Source organism: Terriglobales bacterium, from assembly GCA_035567895.1.
Taxonomy (GTDB): Bacteria; Acidobacteriota; Terriglobia; order Terriglobales; family Acidobacteriaceae; genus Gp1-AA112.
Genome location: DATMPC010000112.1, coordinates 1 through 21,968 on the forward strand (window position 1 = coordinate 1; position 21,968 = coordinate 21,968).

Genomic DNA, 21,968 nt, shown 5'->3' on the forward strand with positions numbered 1-21,968 from the left:
GGCTACACCTGGGGCAAATCGCTGGATGATGTCAGCGGCATTATCGGAGGAACAGGATCCACCGGGGCTGTGACGTTGTTTAGTCCGCAAAACCCGTTCGATACACGAGCGGAAAGAGGGCCGTCAAGCTTTGATGTGACGCACGCCTTCACGTTGAGCGCCGCCCAGGACTTGCATTTCGAGCGTTTGGGACTCCAGTCGGATCGAACCCAATTATTGACGAAAGGCTGGCAGTTGTTGAGCATCTCGACGATCACCGGTGGTTCGCCGTTTACCGTTTATTCGGGGATCCAGCAAACGGGCGCGGGAACGATTGGCGCGGACCGGCCCGACCAGATCGGAACGCCGGATCTCTCGAGCGCCGGCAGTTCAATGCGACCGCGCGACGACTATTTTGGGCGGGGGGCGCACAACGCGAGCTTCTTTTCCATTCCCACCGGGATCGCAGGCGGGACTGGACCAAACTCCGGGCGCTTTGGAGCGCTCGGCCGTAATACATTTCGCGGACCGGCATATTACGATTTCGATTTTGCGCTCATCAAGACGACTCCGATTGGCCACAGCGAAAGCGGTTCGGAGCGAGCGGACCTGCAATTCCGCGCAGAGATATTTAACCTGTTCAACATCGTCAACATGGGCCTACCCGCGAACCTCATCGAGGGTACAGGGTTTGGCATGATCAGCAAGACCGCGGGAACCTCACGGCAAATTCAATTTTCGCTAAAGCTCATCTATTGAGGCGCGTCCTGCAGCGACGCAACTCCGAGATCACGGGCAACCCGGAAGTCATTGCGGGCCATAAGTCGGCTTGTGGGAAGTTTCACCACATCGGTAACGATAAACGCGCTTGTGTTTACGAATATCGCGTCACCTCCCGGATGTCGGCAATCCGGAAGTCATCCAGCGTGTTCAGAGAACCCAACCTATGCCAGCAGAAGTTTGGGGTCTGAGCCTAACGGTCGACGGATTCTTCCGACCTTCTGATGCTCCTGGACCGCCTATCGCTCCGGATGCTGTTTGTTGTTTTTGCCGATCCAGTATCTCGGGCCAGAACCCAAACGAGAGACGCGATCTCCTGGATTCGCAAGCTGGCACTGTTCCAGTGACAGACATCCACATCCGATGCACTGGGTTATCCCTGCGCGCAGGCGCTCCAGCTCAGCAATTCGCTCGTCGATGCGACTGGTCCAGGTGCCGGATAGCTTCGCCCAATCCGCGCGCTCTGGAACATGGTTCTTCGGCAGCTTGGACAACTCTTTCGCGATTTCATCCAGAGTCAGGCCGACCTTTTGCGCAAATACGATAAAGGCGATTCGACGAAGCACGGCCCGCTGATAGCGACGATGGCCGGTCGATCCCGTTCGCTCCGAATCGATTAATCCTTTGTCTTCGTAAAACCGCAGGGCGGAGGACGCCACGCCGCTGCGCCGCGAGATCTCGGAAATTGTGAGCAGATCGGCCATGGGTCTCTAATCCCAAAACTTTTTGAATCTCAAGTTAACTTTAACTTGCATCTTGTGCAGTGTCAATGAACGACGGATATCGATTGGAGAGACCGGTGGCAAAGCACAAAGTGGAAGCATCAGAAAAGACAGCGGCTGACCCGACAAGCGTTTGGAACGACAGGCGGGTGGTGATTACAGGGGGAACCTCCGGTCTGGGCAAGGCGATGGCGGTTTCGCTGCATGACTCTGGAGCCAAGGTAGCTATTGTTGCCCGTAATCGAGCACACATCGAAGACCTGGTCCGCGAGACTCCGGCACTGCATGGAGTCGCCGGCGACGTTTCGTCTAAAGGCGATATTTATCCCATAACGATCCAGCTACTTGGCGCGCTGGGGGGAGTAGACGTCCTCATCAATAATGCCTCTGCGTTGGGCCCGGTCCCGCTCGTGCCTCTTGCCGATACGAACTGTGAAGACCTTGAACTCGCACTGCAGACTAATCTGCTCGGTCCGTTTCGCCTGACCAAGGCGTTGCTTGGATCTCTGGCTGCTTCCGCACGCGAGGGGCGTAGTCCGCTTGTTCTGAACATCTCCAGCGACGCTGCGATTAATCCTTATCCCAAATGGGGAGCCTATGGCGCGAGCAAGGCGGCACTGCATCACCTGAGCCAAATCTGGGATCAGGAACTTTCCCTGCAAGGCATCCGCGTTCTTTCTCTGGATCCCGGAGATATGGACACGCCGCTGCACACACTCGCGGTGCCGGACGCAGATCGCTCCACACTCAAGAGTCCCGCAACCTCAGCTCGAGAAGTGCTCGCAACCCTCCAGAATCTGCTTGTGACAACGGACAACGCTCAGCCGGAAGCACGCCAATGATCGCTGCTACGGTTCCGGTTCAGCGTCCTCCGGACGCAAAGCTTGTTGCGATCGATGCCGCGGGGCAAATCACGCACTTTCCACGATCGAACTTTCCCAACCTGCTGCGCGCAGGAGACGTTGTGATTGCAAACGACGCAGCCACTGTGCCTGCGAGCCTCTTCGGGATACACATTCGTACTGGAGCTACTATCGAAGTCCGCCTCGCCGGAAGACGGTCGCTCGAGCCTGAAGCTGTGAGACATTTTTCTGCAATTGTCTTTGGCGAGGGGAACTACCGCACGCCAACCGAACATCGTCAGAGTCCGCCCGAGCTGCGTCCCGGCGATGGTCTTCGGCTCGGCTCTCTTCGCGCGAGTGTGGTTTGCTTACTGGATCATCCTCGGCTCGTACTTCTTAGTTTCGAAGGCTCCTCGGAGGAGATCTGGCGTGGGATAGTTCGGCACGGCAGGCCCATCCAGTACGCCCATGTTCCCGTGCCACTTGAGATTTGGGACACATGGACTGCGATAGCAGGACCACTCGCCGCATATGAGCCGCCATCAGCGAGCTTCATCCTGAATTGGAGCACTCTCGATCTCATGATTCGTCGCGGAGTCTACTTCGGCACCGTGACTCATGCAGCCGGAATCTCATCGACCGGAGATCCGAAGCTCGACGCACGTCTTCCATTCGACGAGCCGTATCGGATTCCACAATCTACGACGAGGCTAGTCCAGGGGGCTAGGGAGCGTGGCGGACGCGTGATCGCTATTGGCACAACGGTAGTACGGGCTCTCGAGCAAGCTGTAGGAACCGACGGCGTGCTGCGAGCAGGCGAGGGACTGGCAACTCAGAGAATCAGTAGGGAAACGAGACTGCGAATTGTGGATGCGGTCTTTTCCGGAACGCATGAACCTGGGACCAGCCATTACGAACTCTTGCGTGCATTCGTCAGCAATGAGGTACTTGAAAACATGAATAAGGAGTTGGAGGAACACAGTTACCGCACTCACGAGTTCGGGGATTCGATTTTTTTCGAACGGATGAATTTAGCGGGAGCGAATGTTAATTCCAAGAAATCAGAAGGATGCGGCACTCTCGGACTCCCTACACAATTTGCGAACAACGGACGCAAATACCGTCGTTCTACCCTTCGTAAGTCATTGAATCCCCGTCAACTTTCCACAATATTTTCCTTTGACTCCGCTTACAGTCGCATGGTTCCATAATGGTCTGGGTATAGGCGAAGATAAGGAGAATACAGTCCGTTATGAATGAGCTTCATAAAGTCATGGTGCACACCGTTCAGGTTGGCGGGAAAGACATCAACCTCAAGATCGAAGAGGACTATGCGCCCGGAAACATGGACCAGCCGATCGCTGTTCGGGTGATTGGTCCGAATGGCCTTCAATCCACCAGCGTGGAAGGAATGCTCAAGCTGCTGGAGGTGGCTCCGCGATATCTGCTGTCCGAGGAGAGTGGGGAGCGCCCGGCGTCCACCACTTCTTCCGGGACGGCGTCTACTGGACAACTCTCGCTAGGCGATGCCACTCCGCTTCCCGAAACGGAACCGTCGCGGAGCAGCAAAGACGCATTTGATTCAAGGCAAAACTCTTCCACAGTCAAGCAGACCGACGACGAATGGCCATCGTATGTCCACGCAACCGTGAAGCATCGACGCTCAGTGCGGGTTGGCAAACAAGATGTCGAGATTTCCGAGTGCTGGTATTGGCCGCAAAAGGAAGGGCAGGGACGGCACTGGTTCGAGACGGCTAATGGAGTTAGGGCCGCCACATACCGCGAGATGTGTAAAAAGCTTGGCGGACGGTCCACGCCGCGCTTGCCAGAAGACGAGCATCGTCCAACTCAAGCTGTGGACGACAGCTCTCACGCGGTGGCGAGCGATGCCATTCCTGGATCGGGAATGTCAGGGCTTGCGGAAATTGGCTTCGATCTCGCCGACGCAAGTGGCGATGCGAAGTGTTCGGAGCGACGTCGCGATTGGGAGCCTTTCGATCCTGCGCAGGCAGTGAAAACAGATCCCTGGACTCTCGACGAAAGGAGCCTGGATGAACTCAGCGAAGACGAACTTACGATGCGCATGATCTGGGATGTCGAGCAGATCAAACAATCTGATCCGGAGCTGTACGAGGCGGCACTCGATTCTGGGAAGCGTCAGGCGTACCTGGATCAGCTCGAAAGAGAAGAGAAGCTCGCGGCCGACATGGCGCCACGCTGCCAATACATCAAGGCCGATGGTGAGCCGTGCGGTTCGCCGGCACTCAAAAAACGTCGGTATTGCTATTTCCACATCCGCACCAGCGAGGAACGCAAGAAGACAAAAGAGGTTCAGCTTCCAGTACTCGAAGACGACCTCGCGATTCAAATGGCGGTAACAAATGTGTGCCGCGGCCTGCTGAAAGGGAGTCTGGAACCAAAGTGTGCGTCCACGCTGCTGTATGGACTGCAGGTGGCTTCGGTAGCAGTGCGGAAAGTGGCTGTTGCCAGAGCGCGCGCCAGGGAGTGATCCGCAAGATGTTGCGGATCACGCATAGTTAATCCGGCACATCTTGCGGATCGAAAATGAAGAAGCAGGATCAAAGCGTGGCTAAGTTGTTTCATTCAGGGATTTTGACCGCAAGGTGCGCAGGGAGGGCGGAGGGTATAGCAGGGAACACGGTAACGCAGTAGATGATCGAGTAGAGTTAACGTCGCCGGAGATTCGAGTGAATGAAACGGAACGAAATTGGAAGCAAGGGATTGTGAACATGCGAAGATTCTTCCTGTTGTTTGAAATAGTTGCATTTCTGTGCATCGGAACAGGAGTTAACGCTCAATCCAATGAAGACAAACGACACCAATGCCGAATCCACGAACTCTTGAACTCAGACGGATGGGAGATTCCCGGGGCGTCAGAGATAGTTGTCAAACTTCATGCCCGTTACTCAGCGGAGGGCACACCCCCAAATGTATTCGTTGATGTGATCGAGTCCCATAAACCACAAGCAGTGTTTACATATGTTGGTCTTGAATCGTGCGACACCGCGCGTCTCGTTAGAAAATCCATTGACGTGGAAAAGATCGAAAGATTTGCGGTAAAAGGTCGGGTCTTCGGTTACCTCGTTACCGGCGTCCTTGCAGGCAATGACACGAAGGGACACCGAATCCATTTCGGAAGTGAGGAGCGGGCTTACTACTATGATCCAGATGCATCAGGCAAGTTCACCAGGATGCGCTACGACACCGGTGATCTCATCTTCAAAATCGTCGTCCCAGACTGGGTAGAACGATGAAACACCAAGAACCTAAGAAGGCTCGAAGTGAGCGATAGACATCAAAAATGGCTCCTCAGGTAGGACTCGAACCTACAACCCTCCGGTTAACAGCCGGATGCTCTGCCATTGAGCTACTGAGGAGTATCGTTTGCGGCCAGGACGGCCGACGGCGGTTAAGTTGTCTTTCCTTTATAGCATAGCCGGTCGCCGGCGGCTACTTGGTTGGGACGTGAGATTCGGGGAGCTGACGCTGCTTGTTAGGCTGAGCTTATGGAATTGATATCCGGTTTGATGAAGGCTCCAGTTTTGGAGGAACGGATTGTCGAAGAGACGATGCATGGGATCACGATTCGTGATCCCTTCCGTTACCTCGAAGATGCCGGCGATCCTCGAACGCAACGTTTTGTCGAGGAACAAAATGCGTGGACGCGAAGTTTGCTTGATCAGGTGCCTGGACGTGAGCACATTCGTCCACGTTTGGAGCAGTTGCTGAGTATCGGCAGCATCGGTGCGCCGCAGATTGGTGGTCCCTATTACTTCTATACAAAGCGCGAAGGCATGCAGAACCAGGCGGTGCTGTATGTGCGCGAGGGCCTTAAGGGCGCTGATTGGGCTTTGGTGGACGTGAATACCTGGGATGCCGCCGGGACGACGGCGCTCGACTGGTGGTATCCGAGTCACGATGGGAGGTACGTTTGTTTTGGAACATCGGAGAACGGATCAGAGATCAGTGATCTTCAGGTTGTTGAGACGGCTACTGGCAAATTGCTGCCCTTGAAGATCAGGCGCACTCGCGCTGCGAGCGTGGCGTGGAGGCACGATAACTCGGGATTCTTCTATACGCGATATCCCAATCCGGGAGAGGTGCCGCCGGGCGAAGAGGTTTACTACCGCAAAGTCTTCTATCACTCGCTAGGCGATGCGGACGATGGCTCGAAAGATAAGTTGATTTTCCTCTACGACAAGGATCCGCAAGGCTGGCCCAATATCACCATTGCTGATGATGACCGCTGGTTGCTCATGGCAGTGAGCCAGGGCTGGACGCGCGTGAACCTGTTTCTGCTGGATCTGCTCTCCGATACTCCTCCGATCGAGATCACCGAGGGCAAGAACTTTCTTTACGCTGGCGAGATCTATCGCGGATCCATCTACCTGACCAGCAATGAGGATGCGCCTCGCTTCCGCGTATTCAAAGTCGATGTCACCAGACCCGCACGTGAGCATTGGCGCGAGATTATTCCGCAGAGTCCTGGCGCGCGCGATGCAGTTCTGCAGGGCGCTCATGTGATCGGCGGAAAACTATTGGTGACCTTCGAAAAGGACGTTACCGCCGAGATCGAAGTATTCGATCTCGAAGGAAAGTTTCTGGGGAATGTCGCGATGCCCGGACTAGGCTCGCTTGCCGGCGTTGGAGGTAACTACGATAGCGAGGAAGCTTTCTTCGATTTCCAGTCGTTCACTGTACCCACGACTGTCTATCGAATCGACATGAAATCCCGAGGTGCGGATATCTCATTATGGGAATCATTGCGCGGAATCGCTGACTGCCAGCAATACGTCGTTACACAGGTGTTTTACCCGTCCAAAGATGGCACGCAGATTCCGATGTTCATTGTGCACGGCAAGAACGTGAAGTTCGATGGTCAAAATCCAACCTGGCTCAGCGGATATGGAGGCTTCAACGTCAGCAACTCTCCCACGTTTCGCGCTTCAGTGCTCTTGTGGCTGGAGCAGGGCGGGATCTTCGCGCTGGCCAACATTCGCGGTGGCTCGGAATACGGGGAAGAGTGGCATCGCGCCGGCATGCTCGAGCACAAGCAGAATGTTTTTGACGACTTCATTGCTGCCGCCGAGCATTTGATCGCTGAGAAGTGCACAAGCCCGAATCGACTGGCGATTCAGGGCGGCAGCAACGGCGGGCTACTGGTTGGTGCGGCTCTCACGCAGCGTCCGGATCTGTTTCGCGCCGTGATCTGCCAAGTGCCTCTGCTGGACATGCTGCGATATCAGAATTTCCAGATCGCGAAACTTTGGATTCCGGAATATGGATCGGCCGAAGATCCTGAGCAATTTCGCTGGCTCTACAAGTATTCGCCGTACCACCGTGTGAAAGCTGGCGCCGACTATCCGGCGGTCATGTTCATGACAGCGGATACTGATACGCGTGTTGATCCAATGCACGCGAAGAAGATGACTGCGCTATTGCAGACGCAGGCCGCAAATGGCCAGAGCCCGGAGCGTCCAATCCTGCTCCGACTTGATGTGAAGGCGGGACACGGAGCAGGGAAGCCAGTGTCGAAGCAAGTGGATGAGCTTACAGATATGTTTTCGTTTTTGTTTTGGCAGCTGGAAGTCAGAAAATCGGGTGATCGGGCCATCGGGTGAAGCAAAGACCACGGCTGTAGTTAAGGGCACTGTGGGAGCAGCCCTCGGCTGTGTCTCTGTTACGACCCGCATAGTGAACGCTTGCTTGAAGGTTTTCCGCCGGGAAAGCCAACCCGCTCGAGGGCGCGCGTCGCTCTTTCGAGTTGGACGTACTCGAATGATTGTCAGGACTCGGTGTCGGACTGTTTAGCTTGCGCCTTTGCGCGACCAATCTCTTCCATGCGCTTTCGTAGCTCGCGCTCGAAGCCTTCATCCGTTGGATGAAAGTAGCGGCGGTCGCGAAGATTGTCGGGCAGGCATTGCATGTCTGCGATTTTTGATTCGAGATCGTGGGCGTATTGATACCCCTTGCCGTAACCGAATGCTTTCATCAGTCGGGTGGGCGCGTTGCGCAGGGGCAGCGGGACAGGATCGGCAGCGGTTTTCTCGACATCTTCCTGGACCTCGCCGAACGCTTTGTAAATGGCGTTCGATTTTGGGGCGAGTGCCAGATACGCGACGGCCTGCGCCAGCGCGAGCTCGCCTTCCGGAGTGCCGAGAAAATCGTAGGCATCGCGAGCGGCGAGACTAATGCTGAGAGCCTGGGGAGACGCGAGTCCGATGTCTTCTACGGCCATGCGAACCACGCGGCGCGCGATGTAGAGCGGATCCTCGCCTGATGCGAGCATGCGTCCAAGCCAGTAGAGCGATGCGTCCACGTCGCTGTTTCGCACGCTTTTGTGCAGCGCGGAGATGAGGTTGAAGTGCTCTTCGCCAGACTTGTCGTAGAGCAGAATGCGCTTTTGCACGGCATCGGCAACGAGATCGGAAGTGATGATCGGAGCCTGTCCCGTTTTAGCTCGGTCTTGTGCGAGCTTAGCGGAGATCTCGAGCACGTTATATGCGGAGCGCGCGTCTCCACTGGAGTAGGCCGCGATTTTGGCAAGGGCATCATCGTCGATGGTCACTCCCATTTCTCCCAAGCCGCGTTCTTTGTCGGCAAGAGCGCGACGCAGGAGCGTGATGATGTGCTCCTCGGTAAGCGGTCTAAGCACATAAACGCGCGTGCGCGAGAGCAACGCGGAGATGATTTCGAAGGAAGGATTCTCGGTGGTTGCGCCAATCAGGCGAATGTTGCCCTTTTCTACGTGCGGAAGAAACGCGTCCTGCTGGGCTTTATTGAAGCGATGAATCTCGTCCACAAAGACGATCGTCCGTGTGCCGAAGTCACGAGCCTTCGCGGCGTCGGCCATAACCTGCTTGATTTCCTTGATCCCGCTCAGCACGGCGGAGAACTCAATGAAGTCCGCTTTCGTGACACTAGCGATAATCTGGGCAAGGGTGGTCTTTCCCACTCCGGGAGGACCCCAGAAGATGATCGAACCTGGATCGTCGCGCTCGATCTGCAAACGCAATGGCTTTCCGGGCGCGAGCAGGTGCTCTTGTCCGACGACTTCATCGAGAGATCGCGGGCGCATCCGCTCTGCGAGAGGAGTCGAGGCAGCCTTGGATATTTCCCGCTCCGGGAGAGAGGAGAAGAGACTCATCGTGCTGCGCTCCGCTGACGCTGAGCTTCGTACAGCGCAATCGAGGCCGCGACTCCCGCGTTTAGGGATTCGACTCGCGACTGCGGAATGGCGACAAACTGGTCCATATGAGTTAGCAGTTCGCGGGGCACTCCAGCGCCCTCGTTGCCGACGAACAGTGCGCAGGCGCCGGCGAGGTCTGCATCCGGTAATCGAAGAGGCGAGCGTGGGCTGCTGCCATCGCCGACGCTGGACTTACCTTCGCCATGCGGGGCAACTAAGGCTAGAGCTCTCACGCGTCGGTTTTGCACTTCAGCGAGCAATTCCGTAGCGGAGGTTTTGAGCACGGGCAAACGAAAGATCGATCCGGCGGACGCCCTGACGGTCTTCGGATTCCAGTGGTTCACAGTACCTTCGATGCCGACGACGCCGGTGGCACCGAAGGCTTCGGCGGAACGGACCAGGGTCCCGAAGTTGCCAGGATCCTGAATCGCCGCTGCGACGATTACCAGCGCAGGTGCTGCACCAAAAACCGATTGCAAGTCATGGTCAGCTACCTTTATTAGTGCGGCGATGCCTTGCGGATGTTCGGTGAGCACCGCGCTGTCGAAGACGCGATCGGGCAGGAGCACAGCATCGGCATGCTTCGTGAGCTGGTCCAGGATCCTTGGCGCCTTGGCCTGCGCGGATTCGCGCACGAACAATGTCTGAATCCTGAGGCGGCTGCGGATGGCTTCTTCAATCAACCGTACGCCTTCAACGGCGCACAGACCGTCAATGGCCTGTCCCTGGTTGAAGGCTTGCCGAAGCTCTTTCACGAGAGCGTTCTGGGCACTGGTTATTGGCCGGAGTCGGGTTGACGCAAGTGCTGGCATGCGCTCAGGCAATTGTATTCCGTGACTTTGGCTGCCCCCGCGGATGACGCTCTTGCAACGATGATTTATGCTTACCTTCGCGTTTTCACACTTCGTTCATAAGAGGGCACCTTTGCCGGCAGAACTTCTGAAGATCAACAGCAGCCAGCCGGAACAAAAGCTTGTAAGTTACGCTGCTGATCGCATTCGCCAGGGACAAGTGCTGGGGATGCCGACCGACACTTTTTATGGCCTTGCTGCCGATCCGGTGAACCTCCGCGCCGTCGAGCGGATCTACGAGATTAAGAGCCGCTCGCGTCACAAGCCACTGTCCCTGCTGGTAGAGAGCGTTGACCAGGCAGAAGAACTTTCGCGCAACCCGCCAGACGTGTTCCATCAGTTGGCGGACAAATATTGGCCTGGGCCGCTTACGATCATCGTCAAAGCCAGTTCGCGCTTGCCCCTGAAGGTGACCGCAAATACGGGCAACGTCGCGCTGCGGGTACCGTCGGCCGCGATTCCGGTTGCTATCATTCGCGAGATCGGATTTCCCATTACGGCTACTTCGGCAAATTTGCTCGGAGCGTCGGAGTGTACGACGGCAGAGTGTGTTCGCGACCAGATGGGCGATCGCATTTCGATCATCGTTAACGGCGGCCCCACTGAGCGTGACACACCGACGACCATCGTCGACTTGAGTGGCGATATGACGCAGTGGCAGATCATCCGGGAGGGCGCAATTCCGGCAGAAGAGATTTCGCAGATCCTCTGGCACTGATGTCGCGTACTCGTCGGCCTCGAATCTGGTGGCGGCTCCTTCTCGCTCTCTTTGCGGGAGCTCTGGCTTGGGTGGTGGCGATCTTTTGGCTCATCAGTCGCCAAGCTGGTCGCGATGAATCTCGCAAGGCAGATGCCATCGTTGTCTTTGGCGCTGCGGAGTACGCTGGTCGTCCATCGCCTATCTATCGGGCACGCCTCGATCACGCATATACGTTGTTCAGGAGCGGATTCGCTCCGCTGATCATTACCAGCGGGGGAGCGGCCGATGATCCGAACTTCACCGAGGGAGGAGTTGGCAGAGATTACCTTGTCTCGCGCGGCGTGCCGGATGGTGCAGTAATCGCTGAGACACAAAGTGGAGACACCAGCGAATCGGCCGCGCGCATTGCCAATATTTTCCGGACAAATCGGCTGCATACCTGCCTCGCAGTGAGTGACGGCTATCACATGTTTCGCGTGAAGCGGATGCTGGAACGCGAAGGCCTGACCGCATACGCATCGCCACGGCCGGATTCTCGTTCATCCAGTCACTGGCAGCGGACCAAAGTGAAGCTGCGGGAGGTTATGAGCTATACAGCGTGGAAGTTGGGTTTTTGAGGAACGGCCAAAAATCCGGGAGCCAACCAAGAACTGGGGAAAAAACAGGGAGATTTTCGGATCGATGCCGGAAATCGTCAAATTCTGCCCAAAATACGCGAAATTCTCGCAAAACCAGGGAATTAACAGGGAATTCTGTGGATTTCTCTGCAAGCCTCGAGTTACGAAACAATTAGAGCTATTTGCGCGAGGATTCAAAAAAAGAACAGGGAATTATCAGGGATTGAACATCGCCTAAGGACGCTTCCGCAGACTGTTTGCCCGGCTATCTGACCAAAGCCATCAGCCGGACAGGTCCTTCCTCGGCTCCATCGATCTTTTCCGGGGCTGCAATCGCTATGCCTCCCGACTGAGGTACCAGGGAGAGATTCGCTACATTCTCCAGCTCGTAGATGCCCCGATTGGCAAGGTATGGCTTCTCGCTAGCTGGAGCCGCCGCTGTACCGGCACTCCCAATTCCAACGATGTTGCGGGCCTCGGCCAGAAAGTGCAGTGCGTCCTCGCTGAACTGCGGCGTGTGTTGTTTCTTTGACGTCAGGAGGACGATCGCTCCTTGCGGCACAGCGCCGTGATCGCGCTCATAGTCAGCTACGTCATTCATCGTGACCAGGGATTCCGAATCAGGAAAGTTCTTGCGTTGTGCTTCGATCACGGCGAGCGGCGCAACCAGACGTGTTGCGGGAAGGGTATCGACCGTCCAGACTCCTCCGCTCTTCGCCGGAGCTACCAGAATCGTATTACGCGACGAACTCAGATCGACTCTAAGCGTTGTCGACGCGGTGAGGTCCACCACCGCCCGAAACTGCGGTCCTGTTCCAAGGCTATGTGTTTGGGCTGCAAACAGCAGGATCGCGATGGAAAGCGTTGCTGCCACTACGCAAGCCTGAATCTTTAACACTCTCAAATTCATGAACTACTCTCAAAACCTAGTACGTAAGTCCAGCGTCTGGAGTTGCACGCCAGCGACTCATCTTATGAGATGCATGTAGTTACCATCCGTTGCAGCAGCTCAGGTTAAAAATCTGTGATGGACTGCCTGCAACTTGGGCCTAATTGGTTCTTTCTAGCGCAAAGCCAAACCACAGCGGATTCGATCCGTTGTAGTTGAGGGTGCGCTTCTGCGACGTGAACCCCATGCGAGCCGCGCTGAGTGCACAGTTCTCACATGACTGCTCCAACGGGATTTCGTATTTGCCTTCTCGTCCTGAAGTCGCGCTCCCGACCTCCCTACCCGAGGTATCGGTCAGGACAATTTTTGTACGAGGCAAGGGCCAACCGTCGGTATCGCTTACGAATCCTCTGACGCTGCCACGCGGCGCGAGTCCTTCGGGAGCGATTGCTCTCGCCTGGTAAGCAGGCCCGCGTAGAGGACGGCCGCCATACTCTCCAGTCACCTTCTCGTGCTCGAGCGCGAGCGTTCCGTTTACGAACACATACTCGATTCCCACACTGGGACGATTCGGCAATTCGAACGTCGCAACATCGAGTACTTTCGCCGGATTGAAGATGGTGATGTCGGCAAAGTAGTCCTCGCGTAGAAGGCCGCGATGGTCGAGGCGCACACGCTGGGCGGGAAGGGAAGTGAACTTGCGAATCGCATCTTCCAGCCGGAGTAAATGTTCCTCGCGAACATATTTGCCGAGGATTCGAGCGAAACTTCCGTAGGCTCGCGGATGCGACTTCGACTCACCGAGAAGGCCATCGGGCGCTACCTCGCCGTAATCGGTGCCGACGCTTACCCAGGGCTGCTGCATTGCGAGGCGGACATCGTTTTCCTGCATGCTGAAGTAGGCTGCGCCGATGCCATCTTTGCTCTGGATCAGGAGATCGCAAATGGCATCGAACGGCTGCTTGTTCTGCGTGCGAGCCACGTCCGCGACGGTGCGTCCTTCATATTGTTTCAGTTCGGGAACAATGGTGGAGACGAGCATGACGCCTTCCGGTCCGCCAACTCCGCGCCACATGTTTTCGTAACCCTTGCCTCCCTCAAGCTCCTGGCGGATGGCTTCTTTTGTCTTCGGGTCCTTCAACCGCGCGACCAGTGCTTCTGATCCACCTTCGTGATACTTCGGGGGAATGAGGGCGCCAAGCGATGTGGCGGAGGCGGTATAGGGATACTGATCAGCAGTAACGTCAATGCCATTGGTACGAGCGTCTTCAATCTTGGAGACGACCTGCGGCATCTTCCCCCAGTTCTGTTTTCCCGAAACCTTCAAGTGGAAAATCTCAACCGGAATATTCGCTTCGCGCGAGATTCGGAAGGCTTCATCGAGTGCCTGCATCTCCTCGTCGCCTTCGTTACGCATGTGGGTGACGTAGATTCCGCCGTACTTTGAGGCGATCTTCGCAAGCGCGATCAGCTCATCGGTTTGGGCATAGTTCGAGGGCGCGTAGATCAATGCCGTCGAGATTCCCATCGCTCCGTCGAGCATGGCGTCGCCCACGAACTCTTCCATATCTTTTAACTCGTCGGGAGTTGGTGCGCGATTTACCTGACCTAGAACCTTCTTGCGGACTTGACCGGCTCCAACGTACGTGCCTAGATTGATGGCCGAACCTTGCTTGGCCAGCCGGTTGAAATACTGGTCGAGACTCTCCCAGTCGACGGTCAGATGAAAGTGCTCGAGGAAGTCCTTCTGTTCTACCAAGTCGGATTTCGCAAACGGAGCGACGGACTCCCCTTCGCCCGTGATTTCGGTGGTAATGCCTTGTGTCAGCTTGCTAATCGCGCGTTTGTCGATCAGCAGGTTCGTCTCCGATTGCCCAAGCATGTCGATAAAGCCAGGGGCAACGGCCAGTCCGGTAGCATCGACTGTGCGCTTAGCCTTCACATCGGTGGCGGCGTGTCCGATAAACGCGATGCGGTCGCCGATGATCCCCACGTCTCCGTAGAACCAGGGATTGCCGCTGCCGTCAACGATCTTGCCGTTGCGAATGAGGGTGTCGTACTGCTGGGAGAAGGCTGATGCCGTGAAGATTCCGGAGAGGAAAATCAGCAGAATTCTAGTTTTCATGAGCGATGGACGGTGAGCTCCGTGGGTGTCGGACTAAAAGTGTGTACTGGTTTACCACGCAACAATCGTCGCAAGCAAAGCGGCTGCAAATGTGGAGAGGAGATTTACTGTGTTGTTGCTCAGCCGGCCGCGTCGCTCTAGCGTTGCGCCAAGCAGGCTATCCAGAAGCATTCCGACGATTGCCGCCATGGCGACCACGACAGCGCGACGCAGATCCAGTATGCCAGTGAGGAGTGCTTCCAGTGCGACCAAAGCAGCCGCGACCGCTCCCAGCAGCGTTCCCGGAATGCTGATAGCTCCGTCGGTTCCCGCCGGCACGATCCTTCCTGAACTGACTAGCCGCGCCTCAACTGCCAGCGCTTTGCCGGTCTCACTCGAAACCGTGTCGCAGGCTGCCTCAGCAAGGGCGGCGAGGCTTCCGACGATCAGAGGCAAACGATAAGGAGCAATTGCAGACAGAGCTGCGAACATTGCAGAGATTCCGACATTCGCCAGCACCTGTGCTCCATCGCGTCCACCGGCACGTTCGGCTATGGTCAATAGTTGCTTCCGCGTTCTTCCGAACTTAGTGGCTGCCAGCGTGAGGACAAAAACCAGAAGCACGGCAACGAAAATTGCCGGTCCACAGGAGAGGAATAGCAGCCCGGTAACCAGAAAGCCCGCGGCCGCGCCGGACCGGGTCACTCCGCGTAAGCTCGTGGCCACTAGAGCAAAGCCAAGCGTAATCAGGAGGGCTGGCAAGAGTCGCGTGCGGAAAGGAACCCTCAGGGCAATAACAGCGACCAGACCTAGCAGGACGAGTGCAAACACTATCCAGGCGCTCACTTTGCTGGTGCGAAGTGGTGCGGAAGCGTGAGAGACCGCGCCCGTGGATGGTGGTGGCAAGGACGGCACCTGCTGGGGGTACCTGCATCGTAACAAACGCGACCGTTTGTAATCTTGAATTTACGAGCTCCGAAGGTAGAATTACGCTCCTACGCTGTTGGGCCCTGTTGAGACAAAGGAATAACTATGGCTGCCTCCGTTTGGACTGGATATCTGACGTTTGGCCTTATCTCGATGCCCGTGCGGTTGTTTTCTGGCGCTCGCCCTAATCATGTCTCTTTTCACATGTTGCATCGCGACGATCATGTGCGGGTGAAGCAGCAGCTCATCTGCCCGGAAGAGGACAAAGTGATCGGCCGCGACGAGATCGTGAAGGGATACGAGTTCCGCAAGGGCGAGTACGTGATCATCGAGCCCGAAGAGCTCAAGAGGATCGAGCCGAAGACGGCAAAGACGATGGAGATTCTGGAGTTCGTCAAGGCCGAAGAGATTGATCCAATCTATTTCGAGTCGTCTTACTACCTCATGCCGGAAGAAGCAGGTAAGCGTCCGTACGCACTGTTGCAGAAGGCCCTTGAGGATAGCAAACATGTGGCGGTGGCGAAGCTCGCGATGCACAACCGCGAGTACACGGTGTTTTTACGGCCATATACCGGCGGCATGATGCTGCACACCATGTACTACCAGGACGAAATCCGCGAGGTTGAGAATTTCGGCAAGAGCGATGTTGAGATCAAAGATGCTGAGTTAAAGGTCGCGCATCAACTTGTGCAGGCGCTCGCCGCGGACTGGGATCCGAAGAAGTATTACGACACTTTCGAAACCAACGTTAAAGAGCTAATCAAGGCGCATCTCGAAGGCAAGCACGTGGTCGGCGTGGAGAAACCGAAAAAAGCCGCGCCAGTTGTCGATTTGATGGACGCGCTTAAGCAAAGCCTGGCACAGATGGAAGGCAAGAAGAAAGGTCCGCAGCGGGCGATCGAGTATCAGCGCGAGAATCAGGTGCGCATCAGCGACGAACCACAGGCTGTCGCGAAGAAAGTGGCCAAGAAGAAAAAGAGCGCGTAGAGCAAACACCCCAGTAGAGACGCAGCATGCTGCGTCTCCTCCATTGCGGCATAGGCTTCCACAAGATTGTCTTCCACCATGGTGCATCGTGAAGACGCAGCGTGCTGCGTCTCTACCTGATAAACCTCATATAATTGGATTGTCAGTCCCTCCTTAAGCCTCCCTGGCTTGCTGTTGTGACTGCATCCAGCTCATTTATGACCAAGCCAACCATCGCCGTAGCCATGTCTGGAGGAGTGGACTCCTCCACCGTCGCGGCCATGCTGCGGGCGGATGGCCATTCCGTGGTCGGGTTGACAATGCAGCTTTGGAATCAGCGACGACTGGCTGGGCGCGAGGGAATGCCGGAGCAGGTGCAAGGGCGATGCTGCTCGATCGAGGACGTTTACGATGCACGCCACGTCGCCGAACATCTTGAGATTCCGTACTACGTAGTTAACCATCAAGATCGCTTCGAGAGAGATGTAGTGCGACCGTTCGTTGACGAGTATCTCTCTGGCCGCACACCGATTCCGTGCAGTCTCTGCAACAATCATTTGAAGTTTGATCAGCTGCTGATCACCGCCCAGCAGATCGGTGCTGACCTACTTGCGACTGGACATTACGCGCGCGTTGAATATTCCCAGGAGCGCGGTCGATGGTTTCTGCTGCGGGGCCGCGATCTGAGTAAGGACCAAAGCTACTTCCTCTTTGGACTTACGCAGGAGCAACTGAGCCGCACGTTGTTTCCTTTAGGGAATATGTCAAAGCCAGAGGTTCGCGATTTGGCACACCAGCACGGTCTGGCGCTGGCAGAGAAGCCCGACTCGCAGGAGATTTGTTTCGTTCCCGGCGGGGATTACAAGCGGTTCATCGATGCATACCTTGATGAGCAGGGCGAACAACTGCCTGATACGTCGGGCGAACTGGTAACGACTTCCGGCGAAGTCGTCGGCACCCACGCCGGCATTCACAATTTCACTGTGGGACAGCGAAAGGGACTGGGAATTGCGACTGGATCTCCCCTTTACGTGATCGAGTTGCGCGGCGACAAGCGACAAGTGGTCGTTGGAGCAGGCGATGATTTGCGTTCGCAAACGCTGCGAGCGCATCGTCTGAACTGGATCGCTTTCGAGAATCTCGATCGGCCAGTGCGTGTGAAGGCCAAGATTCGCCATCGTCATGAGCCGGCAGATGCGGAAGTCAGAATGGACGGCGATTACGCGCTGGTTACTTTTGACGAGCCACAGAGGGCGATCACGCCTGGACAGGCGGTTGTGTTTTACGACAGGGACATTGTGGTGGGCGGCGGTTGGATCTGCTGATCTCTGAGCCCCATGGAAGCGATTCCAAAACGAATCCCCCTACTGGGCTGTCATCCTGAGCCCATCTTTTGGGCGAAGGATCTCCCGAGATGCGTCAGGCTCAAATGCATAGTCGCGGCTCTTTCACGAGACTCTTGGCCAAAGAGCCGACAAATTAATCCGATCATATCGCGGGAGATCCTTCGGCCAACATCGGGCCTCAGGATGACAGCGTGTAAGGATGGCGGCGGAGCAATGTAGGAATAATCGCTTTGGTGTGCCGCCCTGCCCTAGACGAACATTCCTTCATCATTCGTGCTGCGCTTACGCTCTTCGCGGACCTCGCGCTTCTGGTTCAGGAAGGCTCCGATTCCCACGCTGATTCCCTGAAGGATGCCGTTCACGCGGCGAACCGGCAAGAGAACCGAATCGTGCACTGCTCCGGTGGTCCTCTCTACACGTTCGAGCGTTCGCGTCATCATGTCATCAGCCAGCATGACTTTGTTTTTGGCGCGGAGGGCCATCTCTACCGCCGTGTCTCCGAGTGTAGCTGCCTGCTTCTTCAGCGTTGCCGACGCCTCGGTGAGATTCAAAGTAATCTCCTTCACCTTGGGCGTGGCGTCGGCCAGGATATCCCTTGCATTTTCTATCAAGGGCGTCGTTCGACGCTGAAAGTCGAGCGCGATGCCATGCGCTTGCGAACTAGTTCGGCGCACCTCGAGGTAGATGCCGAGAAGAATCAGCATCTGTAGCACTATAGCCACAGAGGTGATTGCAATGAAGGCGGTCAGTAGGTTGGAGTTCATGGGCATGCTCTCGGTCCACCGCTCTGAGCGATGGACCGGAGTAGCTGTTTTAGGCTTTGGGTTCGACCGCGTCGCGATAGGCTTGACGTCCGGCTTCAACCGCCGAAGTGATCTGATCTTTGGACCGGTTCAGAGTCTCTTTGCCCTTCTGGACGTACTGGTTAACCTGACCCTTGAATTCCTGGCTGCGGTTATTGAGGTATTCGCGACCCTCGTTTGCGGATTGCAGAATAGTATCGCGAGTCTCTTTTCCCGATTTTGGAGCGTAAAGCACCCCGACGAGCGCGCCGAGGCCCAACCCGGCGAGGAACCATCCAATGCTGCTGCTGTCGTTGTCTGCCATAACCTATGTGCCTCCCAGCAAAGATTGCTAAGAAGGCGATGTTAGCACAAGGGGCTTCTAAGCTGCTTAGCTCCTAAGCTGCTGAACTTTCGAAGCATTTGTTTGAAAAATTTTGCCCGGCACTCAAAGTCGGCGATGCAGGAGCTTAGCGGCTTAGAAGCTGGAAGAACCTGATTATCGACTCAATCCCGCGATAAAAATTTGGAATGTGGAATTTCTCGTTGGGAGCGTGGAGGTTGTCGTCAGGTAGTCCGAATCCCATCATCACTGAGGGAATGTGAAGATGCTTCTCGAAGTCGGCTACAACGGGAATCGATCCGCCACTACGAATAAAGACTGTGTCCTTGCCGAAGACTTCTTTCATCGCGTCTTTTGCGGCCTGCACGTAGTGATTATCGGTTCGGATCAGCATGGGATCGGCGCCGCTGAGCAGGCGAATGCTGATCTGAATGCCGCGAGGTGTGATCGACTTCACGTAATCTAAGTAGAGTTTGAATATTTCCTCGGGGTTCTGATTCGGGACGAGGCGCATCGAGATCTTCGCCGATGCTTTGGAAGGTATCACCGTCTTGGCTCCGGCGCCGATGAACCCCCCGGGCATGCCGTGAACGTCCATGCTTGGACGTGCCCAGGTTCGCTCAGCTACGGAATATCCTGATTCACCCGTAAGTTCAGTGCTGCCGACTTCATGCTCCAGATAATCCTTTTCGTCAAAGGGGAGCGATTTCCAACTGCGCAATTCGTCCGTGGAAGGCGTAGTGACGCGGTCGTAGAATCCCGGAATGAGAATGCGGCCATTCTCGTCTTTTAGTTTCGCAATGATCTGTGCCAGCGCGACGAACGGATTCGGAGCTGCTCCGCCGTACATTCCCGAGTGCAGATCAACCTTCGCCCCGCGAGCCTCGACCTCGGTGTAAACCAAACCGCGGAGCCCCACGCATAGCGTGGGCAAGTCGGGCGCATACATCTCCGTGTCAGAGACCAGAGCAAAGTCGGCCTTGAGTTTCTGAGGATTCTCTTTTACGTACTTGGCAATCGCTTCACCGCCGACTTCTTCTTCTCCTTCAAGCAACAGGCGGACGTTGATAGGGAGTTTGGAGCCTCCGCTCTTCATCAGCGACTCGAGCGCTTTGAGGTGCATGAACATCTGGCCTTTGTCGTCGACTGCGCCGCGTGCATAGAGGTTTTGGTTACGTTCAGTCGGTTCAAAGGGCGGAGTTGTCCATTCGTTCAACGGATCAGGAGGTTGTACGTCGTAGTGTCCGTAGCAAAGCGCCGTGGGCTTGCCTGTGGCATGTAGCCAGTCCGCATAGACGAGAGGATGGCCGGCGGTCTTGATGACCTCAACATGCTCAAGGCCGATTGCGCGCATTTGAGCCGCAAGAAAGTCGGCGGCGCGTTCGATGTCGCTCTTGTGCTGGGGAAGAGTGCTGACGCTGGGAATGCGGAGCAGGTCTTTCAGCTCTGCAAGGAAACGCGGCTGGTTCTGGCGCGCGTATTCAACAGCCGGAGAAGACATGTCAGCAACCTCCTTCTTCGAGCAGATTGTCGCGGCGAAACAATTCAGTATAGCAGCGGTAACTGATGAGGTTTTCTAAAACGGACCGCCGGGCGCTCTGTTGCTTACAAGCGCTTCAGTAGCTCCTTCGCTTGCTCCAACTCCGGAAAGAGCCGTTCCTCTTCCTGGAAGGCTTTCGGATGCACACAGCGACGGCTACCGTTTAGTTTCACTGGGTGCTTCAGGTGAAGCATCTCGTGATACACGAGATATTCCACTGCATATCTCGGCATGTCTGCGCGATCGAATACCCGGCTGATCACGATCGTATTGTGCGCAGGATCGTAATGACCGAGGCTTTGCCGCGAGGCATTGCGGCTCCAGGTCATCAATGGTCTGGCGAGTAATCCGTGGAAGAAGCGCCGATTTAGATCCTCAAATATTATTTCCAGGTCGTAGTGCCTGCCCTGAGGTGATAGCAGCACCTTTCGCCCTCGCTGCTGTCGTAGTAAGTGCGCTTTGCCGGACACATCTCTCCGTCCGAGGTATCGCCGATATCTCGTCGCATGCCGTCTCTCAATTTCCTTGCGGTAGAGCTTAGCCAGCAGAATGTGCGCGATCGCGTGCAGTACGTCTCTAGGTGCACCCGAGAGCAAGTCAGAGATTCGTACTAACACTCTTCCTTCGCGGAGCCGGATGGTGTTGTTGATGTTGGAAAAAGGGAAAAACTGGACATGGAACTCAGGGAAGGGAGCTCGTGGACGTAATTCGCGATACGCCTCCGAAAAAATTTCCTGGAGCTTCGGGGTCACCTAAATCGAATTTAGCACGCTAGTGCAACCGAGACGCAGCATGCTGCGCCTTTGTATCATTCAGCTTGAAGCTACGACTTCTTCTTTTTCGCAAATTTGACGTTCTGTTCCTCGAGCAATTTGCGTGTGGCATCGGCGCTTCGGTTTACGGAGTCAATCGCATCTTCCAGAGAAAATTTGTAGTCGGCGGCCTCGTCCACATGCTTGGGGTCCGCGGATGCGATCTTTAACTCCCGTAGCTTGCCTTGGAACTCGCTGTCCATCTCCACAACTTGCTTAAGGGGCTTGCGCAAATCCGCGCTGCGCTCGTTATAGTTCTGCACGTTGTCATCCACTTCATCTACGAGACTGGCAATGTCCTCCAGCAGATCATGAATCTTCTGACCGCGGTCCTTGGCCATTTTGGGATCAGAACGCACTTGCTCGATGGCTACCATGCGTGCCTTGGTGAAGTCCACCATCAGCTTTAGGCGCTTTTCCGGCTCAATAGCGGTTTCGCGCAGTTGATCCACCTCTTTTTCAGTGAGGGGATCGCGATCTCGAACTTGTGCGCGCAGAGGAAGAGCGACCAGCAACGTGAGAACGAAATAGATGAGAGGACGAGTGCGCATAACTCTA

21 protein-coding genes and 1 tRNA gene are annotated in these 21,968 nt (G+C 55.8%); 10 read left to right on the forward strand and 12 right to left on the reverse strand.

Features of this window, described 5'->3' with window-relative positions:
* The coding region (locus VNX88_24390; GenBank protein HWY71829.1) for a hypothetical protein at positions 1 to 738 on the forward strand (738 nt) is incomplete at its 5' end.
* A 260-nt stretch (positions 739 to 998) separates the two neighbouring features.
* Here the strand turns inward: VNX88_24390 and soxR are convergent.
* On the reverse strand, positions 999 to 1,463 hold the full coding sequence (gene soxR, locus VNX88_24395) for a redox-sensitive transcriptional activator SoxR (GenBank protein ID HWY71830.1): 465 nt from the start codon (positions 1,461 to 1,463) through the stop codon (positions 999 to 1,001).
* Between the two features lie 95 nt (positions 1,464 to 1,558).
* Between soxR and VNX88_24400 the strand changes: the two genes are divergently transcribed.
* The 4 genes from VNX88_24400 (at position 1,559) to VNX88_24415 (ending at position 5,598) form a co-directional block, all read left to right on the forward strand.
* Complete coding sequence (locus VNX88_24400) at positions 1,559 to 2,323, forward strand: SDR family oxidoreductase (protein HWY71831.1); 765 nt, start codon at positions 1,559 to 1,561, stop codon at positions 2,321 to 2,323.
* Positions 2,320 to 3,534 (forward strand): S-adenosylmethionine:tRNA ribosyltransferase-isomerase, encoded by a 1,215-nt coding sequence (locus tag VNX88_24405; GenBank protein ID HWY71832.1) that lies wholly within the window; start codon positions 2,320 to 2,322, stop codon positions 3,532 to 3,534. The genes VNX88_24400 and VNX88_24405 overlap by 4 nt, the downstream gene beginning before the upstream one ends.
* Before the next feature lie 41 nt (positions 3,535 to 3,575).
* The gene (locus VNX88_24410) at positions 3,576 to 4,832 is read left to right on the forward strand and encodes a hypothetical protein (GenBank protein ID HWY71833.1); all 1,257 of its coding nucleotides are present in this window, start codon (positions 3,576 to 3,578) and stop codon (positions 4,830 to 4,832) included.
* A 199-nt stretch (positions 4,833 to 5,031) separates the two neighbouring features.
* Entirely contained in the window at positions 5,032 to 5,598 is a 567-nt protein-coding gene (locus tag VNX88_24415; GenBank protein HWY71834.1) for a hypothetical protein, read from the forward strand.
* 48 nt (positions 5,599 to 5,646) lie between these two features.
* Here the strand turns inward: VNX88_24415 and VNX88_24420 are convergent.
* Positions 5,647 to 5,721: transfer RNA gene (locus tag VNX88_24420), tRNA-Asn, on the reverse strand.
* 129 nt (positions 5,722 to 5,850) lie between these two features.
* Here VNX88_24420 and VNX88_24425 point away from each other — a divergent pair.
* Positions 5,851 to 7,965: a prolyl oligopeptidase family serine peptidase gene (locus VNX88_24425; GenBank protein ID HWY71835.1), complete on the forward strand. Its 2,115-nt coding sequence runs from the start codon at positions 5,851 to 5,853 to the stop codon at positions 7,963 to 7,965.
* 164 nt (positions 7,966 to 8,129) lie between these two features.
* Here VNX88_24425 and VNX88_24430 read toward each other — a convergent pair whose 3' ends face one another.
* A complete protein-coding gene (locus VNX88_24430; GenBank protein HWY71836.1) occupies positions 8,130 to 9,491 on the reverse strand; it encodes a replication-associated recombination protein A in 1,362 nt (453 codons plus the stop codon).
* The gene (locus VNX88_24435) at positions 9,488 to 10,345 is read right to left on the reverse strand and encodes an RNA methyltransferase (protein HWY71837.1); all 858 of its coding nucleotides are present in this window, start codon (positions 10,343 to 10,345) and stop codon (positions 9,488 to 9,490) included. Before VNX88_24435 ends, VNX88_24430 begins: the two co-directional genes overlap by 4 nt.
* 112 nt (positions 10,346 to 10,457) lie before the next feature.
* Between VNX88_24435 and VNX88_24440 the strand changes: the two genes are divergently transcribed.
* Together VNX88_24440 and VNX88_24445 are read left to right on the forward strand one after the other, a co-directional pair.
* The gene (locus VNX88_24440; protein HWY71838.1) at positions 10,458 to 11,102 is read left to right on the forward strand and encodes an L-threonylcarbamoyladenylate synthase; all 645 of its coding nucleotides are present in this window, start codon (positions 10,458 to 10,460) and stop codon (positions 11,100 to 11,102) included.
* Complete coding sequence (locus VNX88_24445; protein HWY71839.1) at positions 11,102 to 11,701, forward strand: YdcF family protein; 600 nt, start codon at positions 11,102 to 11,104, stop codon at positions 11,699 to 11,701. The genes VNX88_24440 and VNX88_24445 overlap by 1 nt, the downstream gene beginning before the upstream one ends.
* 265 nt (positions 11,702 to 11,966) lie before the next feature.
* On the opposite strand, the gene VNX88_24450 is transcribed toward VNX88_24445, so the two are convergent.
* The 3 genes from VNX88_24450 to VNX88_24460 all read right to left on the reverse strand — a co-directional run bounded on the left by VNX88_24450 (position 11,967) and on the right by VNX88_24460 (position 15,525).
* Positions 11,967 to 12,611 (reverse strand): cyclase family protein, encoded by a 645-nt coding sequence (locus VNX88_24450; GenBank protein ID HWY71840.1) that lies wholly within the window; start codon positions 12,609 to 12,611, stop codon positions 11,967 to 11,969.
* Positions 12,612 to 12,750: 139 nt separating this feature from the next.
* Positions 12,751 to 14,715: an amidohydrolase family protein gene (locus VNX88_24455; GenBank protein ID HWY71841.1), complete on the reverse strand. Its 1,965-nt coding sequence runs from the start codon at positions 14,713 to 14,715 to the stop codon at positions 12,751 to 12,753.
* A 51-nt stretch (positions 14,716 to 14,766) separates the two neighbouring features.
* Positions 14,767 to 15,525 (reverse strand): DUF92 domain-containing protein, encoded by a 759-nt coding sequence (locus tag VNX88_24460; GenBank protein ID HWY71842.1) that lies wholly within the window; start codon positions 15,523 to 15,525, stop codon positions 14,767 to 14,769.
* Between the two features lie 201 nt (positions 15,526 to 15,726).
* On the opposite strand from VNX88_24460, the gene VNX88_24465 reads away from it, so the two are divergent.
* Both VNX88_24465 and mnmA read left to right on the forward strand, forming a co-directional pair.
* Entirely contained in the window at positions 15,727 to 16,608 is an 882-nt protein-coding gene (locus tag VNX88_24465; protein ID HWY71843.1) for a Ku protein, read from the forward strand.
* Between the two features lie 197 nt (positions 16,609 to 16,805).
* Complete coding sequence (mnmA, locus tag VNX88_24470) at positions 16,806 to 17,912, forward strand: tRNA 2-thiouridine(34) synthase MnmA (GenBank protein HWY71844.1); 1,107 nt, start codon at positions 16,806 to 16,808, stop codon at positions 17,910 to 17,912.
* 269 nt (positions 17,913 to 18,181) lie between these two features.
* Here the strand turns inward: mnmA and VNX88_24475 are convergent, their stop codons facing one another.
* The 5 genes from VNX88_24475 to VNX88_24495 all read right to left on the reverse strand — a co-directional run bounded on the left by VNX88_24475 (position 18,182) and on the right by VNX88_24495 (position 21,961).
* A complete protein-coding gene (locus VNX88_24475) occupies positions 18,182 to 18,697 on the reverse strand; it encodes a hypothetical protein (GenBank protein HWY71845.1) in 516 nt (171 codons plus the stop codon).
* A gap of 49 nt (positions 18,698 to 18,746) precedes the next feature.
* A complete protein-coding gene (locus VNX88_24480; protein ID HWY71846.1) occupies positions 18,747 to 19,040 on the reverse strand; it encodes a YtxH domain-containing protein in 294 nt (97 codons plus the stop codon).
* Between the two features lie 145 nt (positions 19,041 to 19,185).
* Positions 19,186 to 20,559: a dipeptidase gene (locus VNX88_24485; protein HWY71847.1), complete on the reverse strand. Its 1,374-nt coding sequence runs from the start codon at positions 20,557 to 20,559 to the stop codon at positions 19,186 to 19,188.
* A gap of 104 nt (positions 20,560 to 20,663) precedes the next feature.
* Entirely contained in the window at positions 20,664 to 21,215 is a 552-nt protein-coding gene (locus VNX88_24490) for a hypothetical protein (GenBank protein HWY71848.1), read from the reverse strand.
* 206 nt (positions 21,216 to 21,421) lie between these two features.
* A complete protein-coding gene (locus VNX88_24495; protein HWY71849.1) occupies positions 21,422 to 21,961 on the reverse strand; it encodes a hypothetical protein in 540 nt (179 codons plus the stop codon).
* Positions 21,962 to 21,968 lie beyond the last annotated feature (7 nt).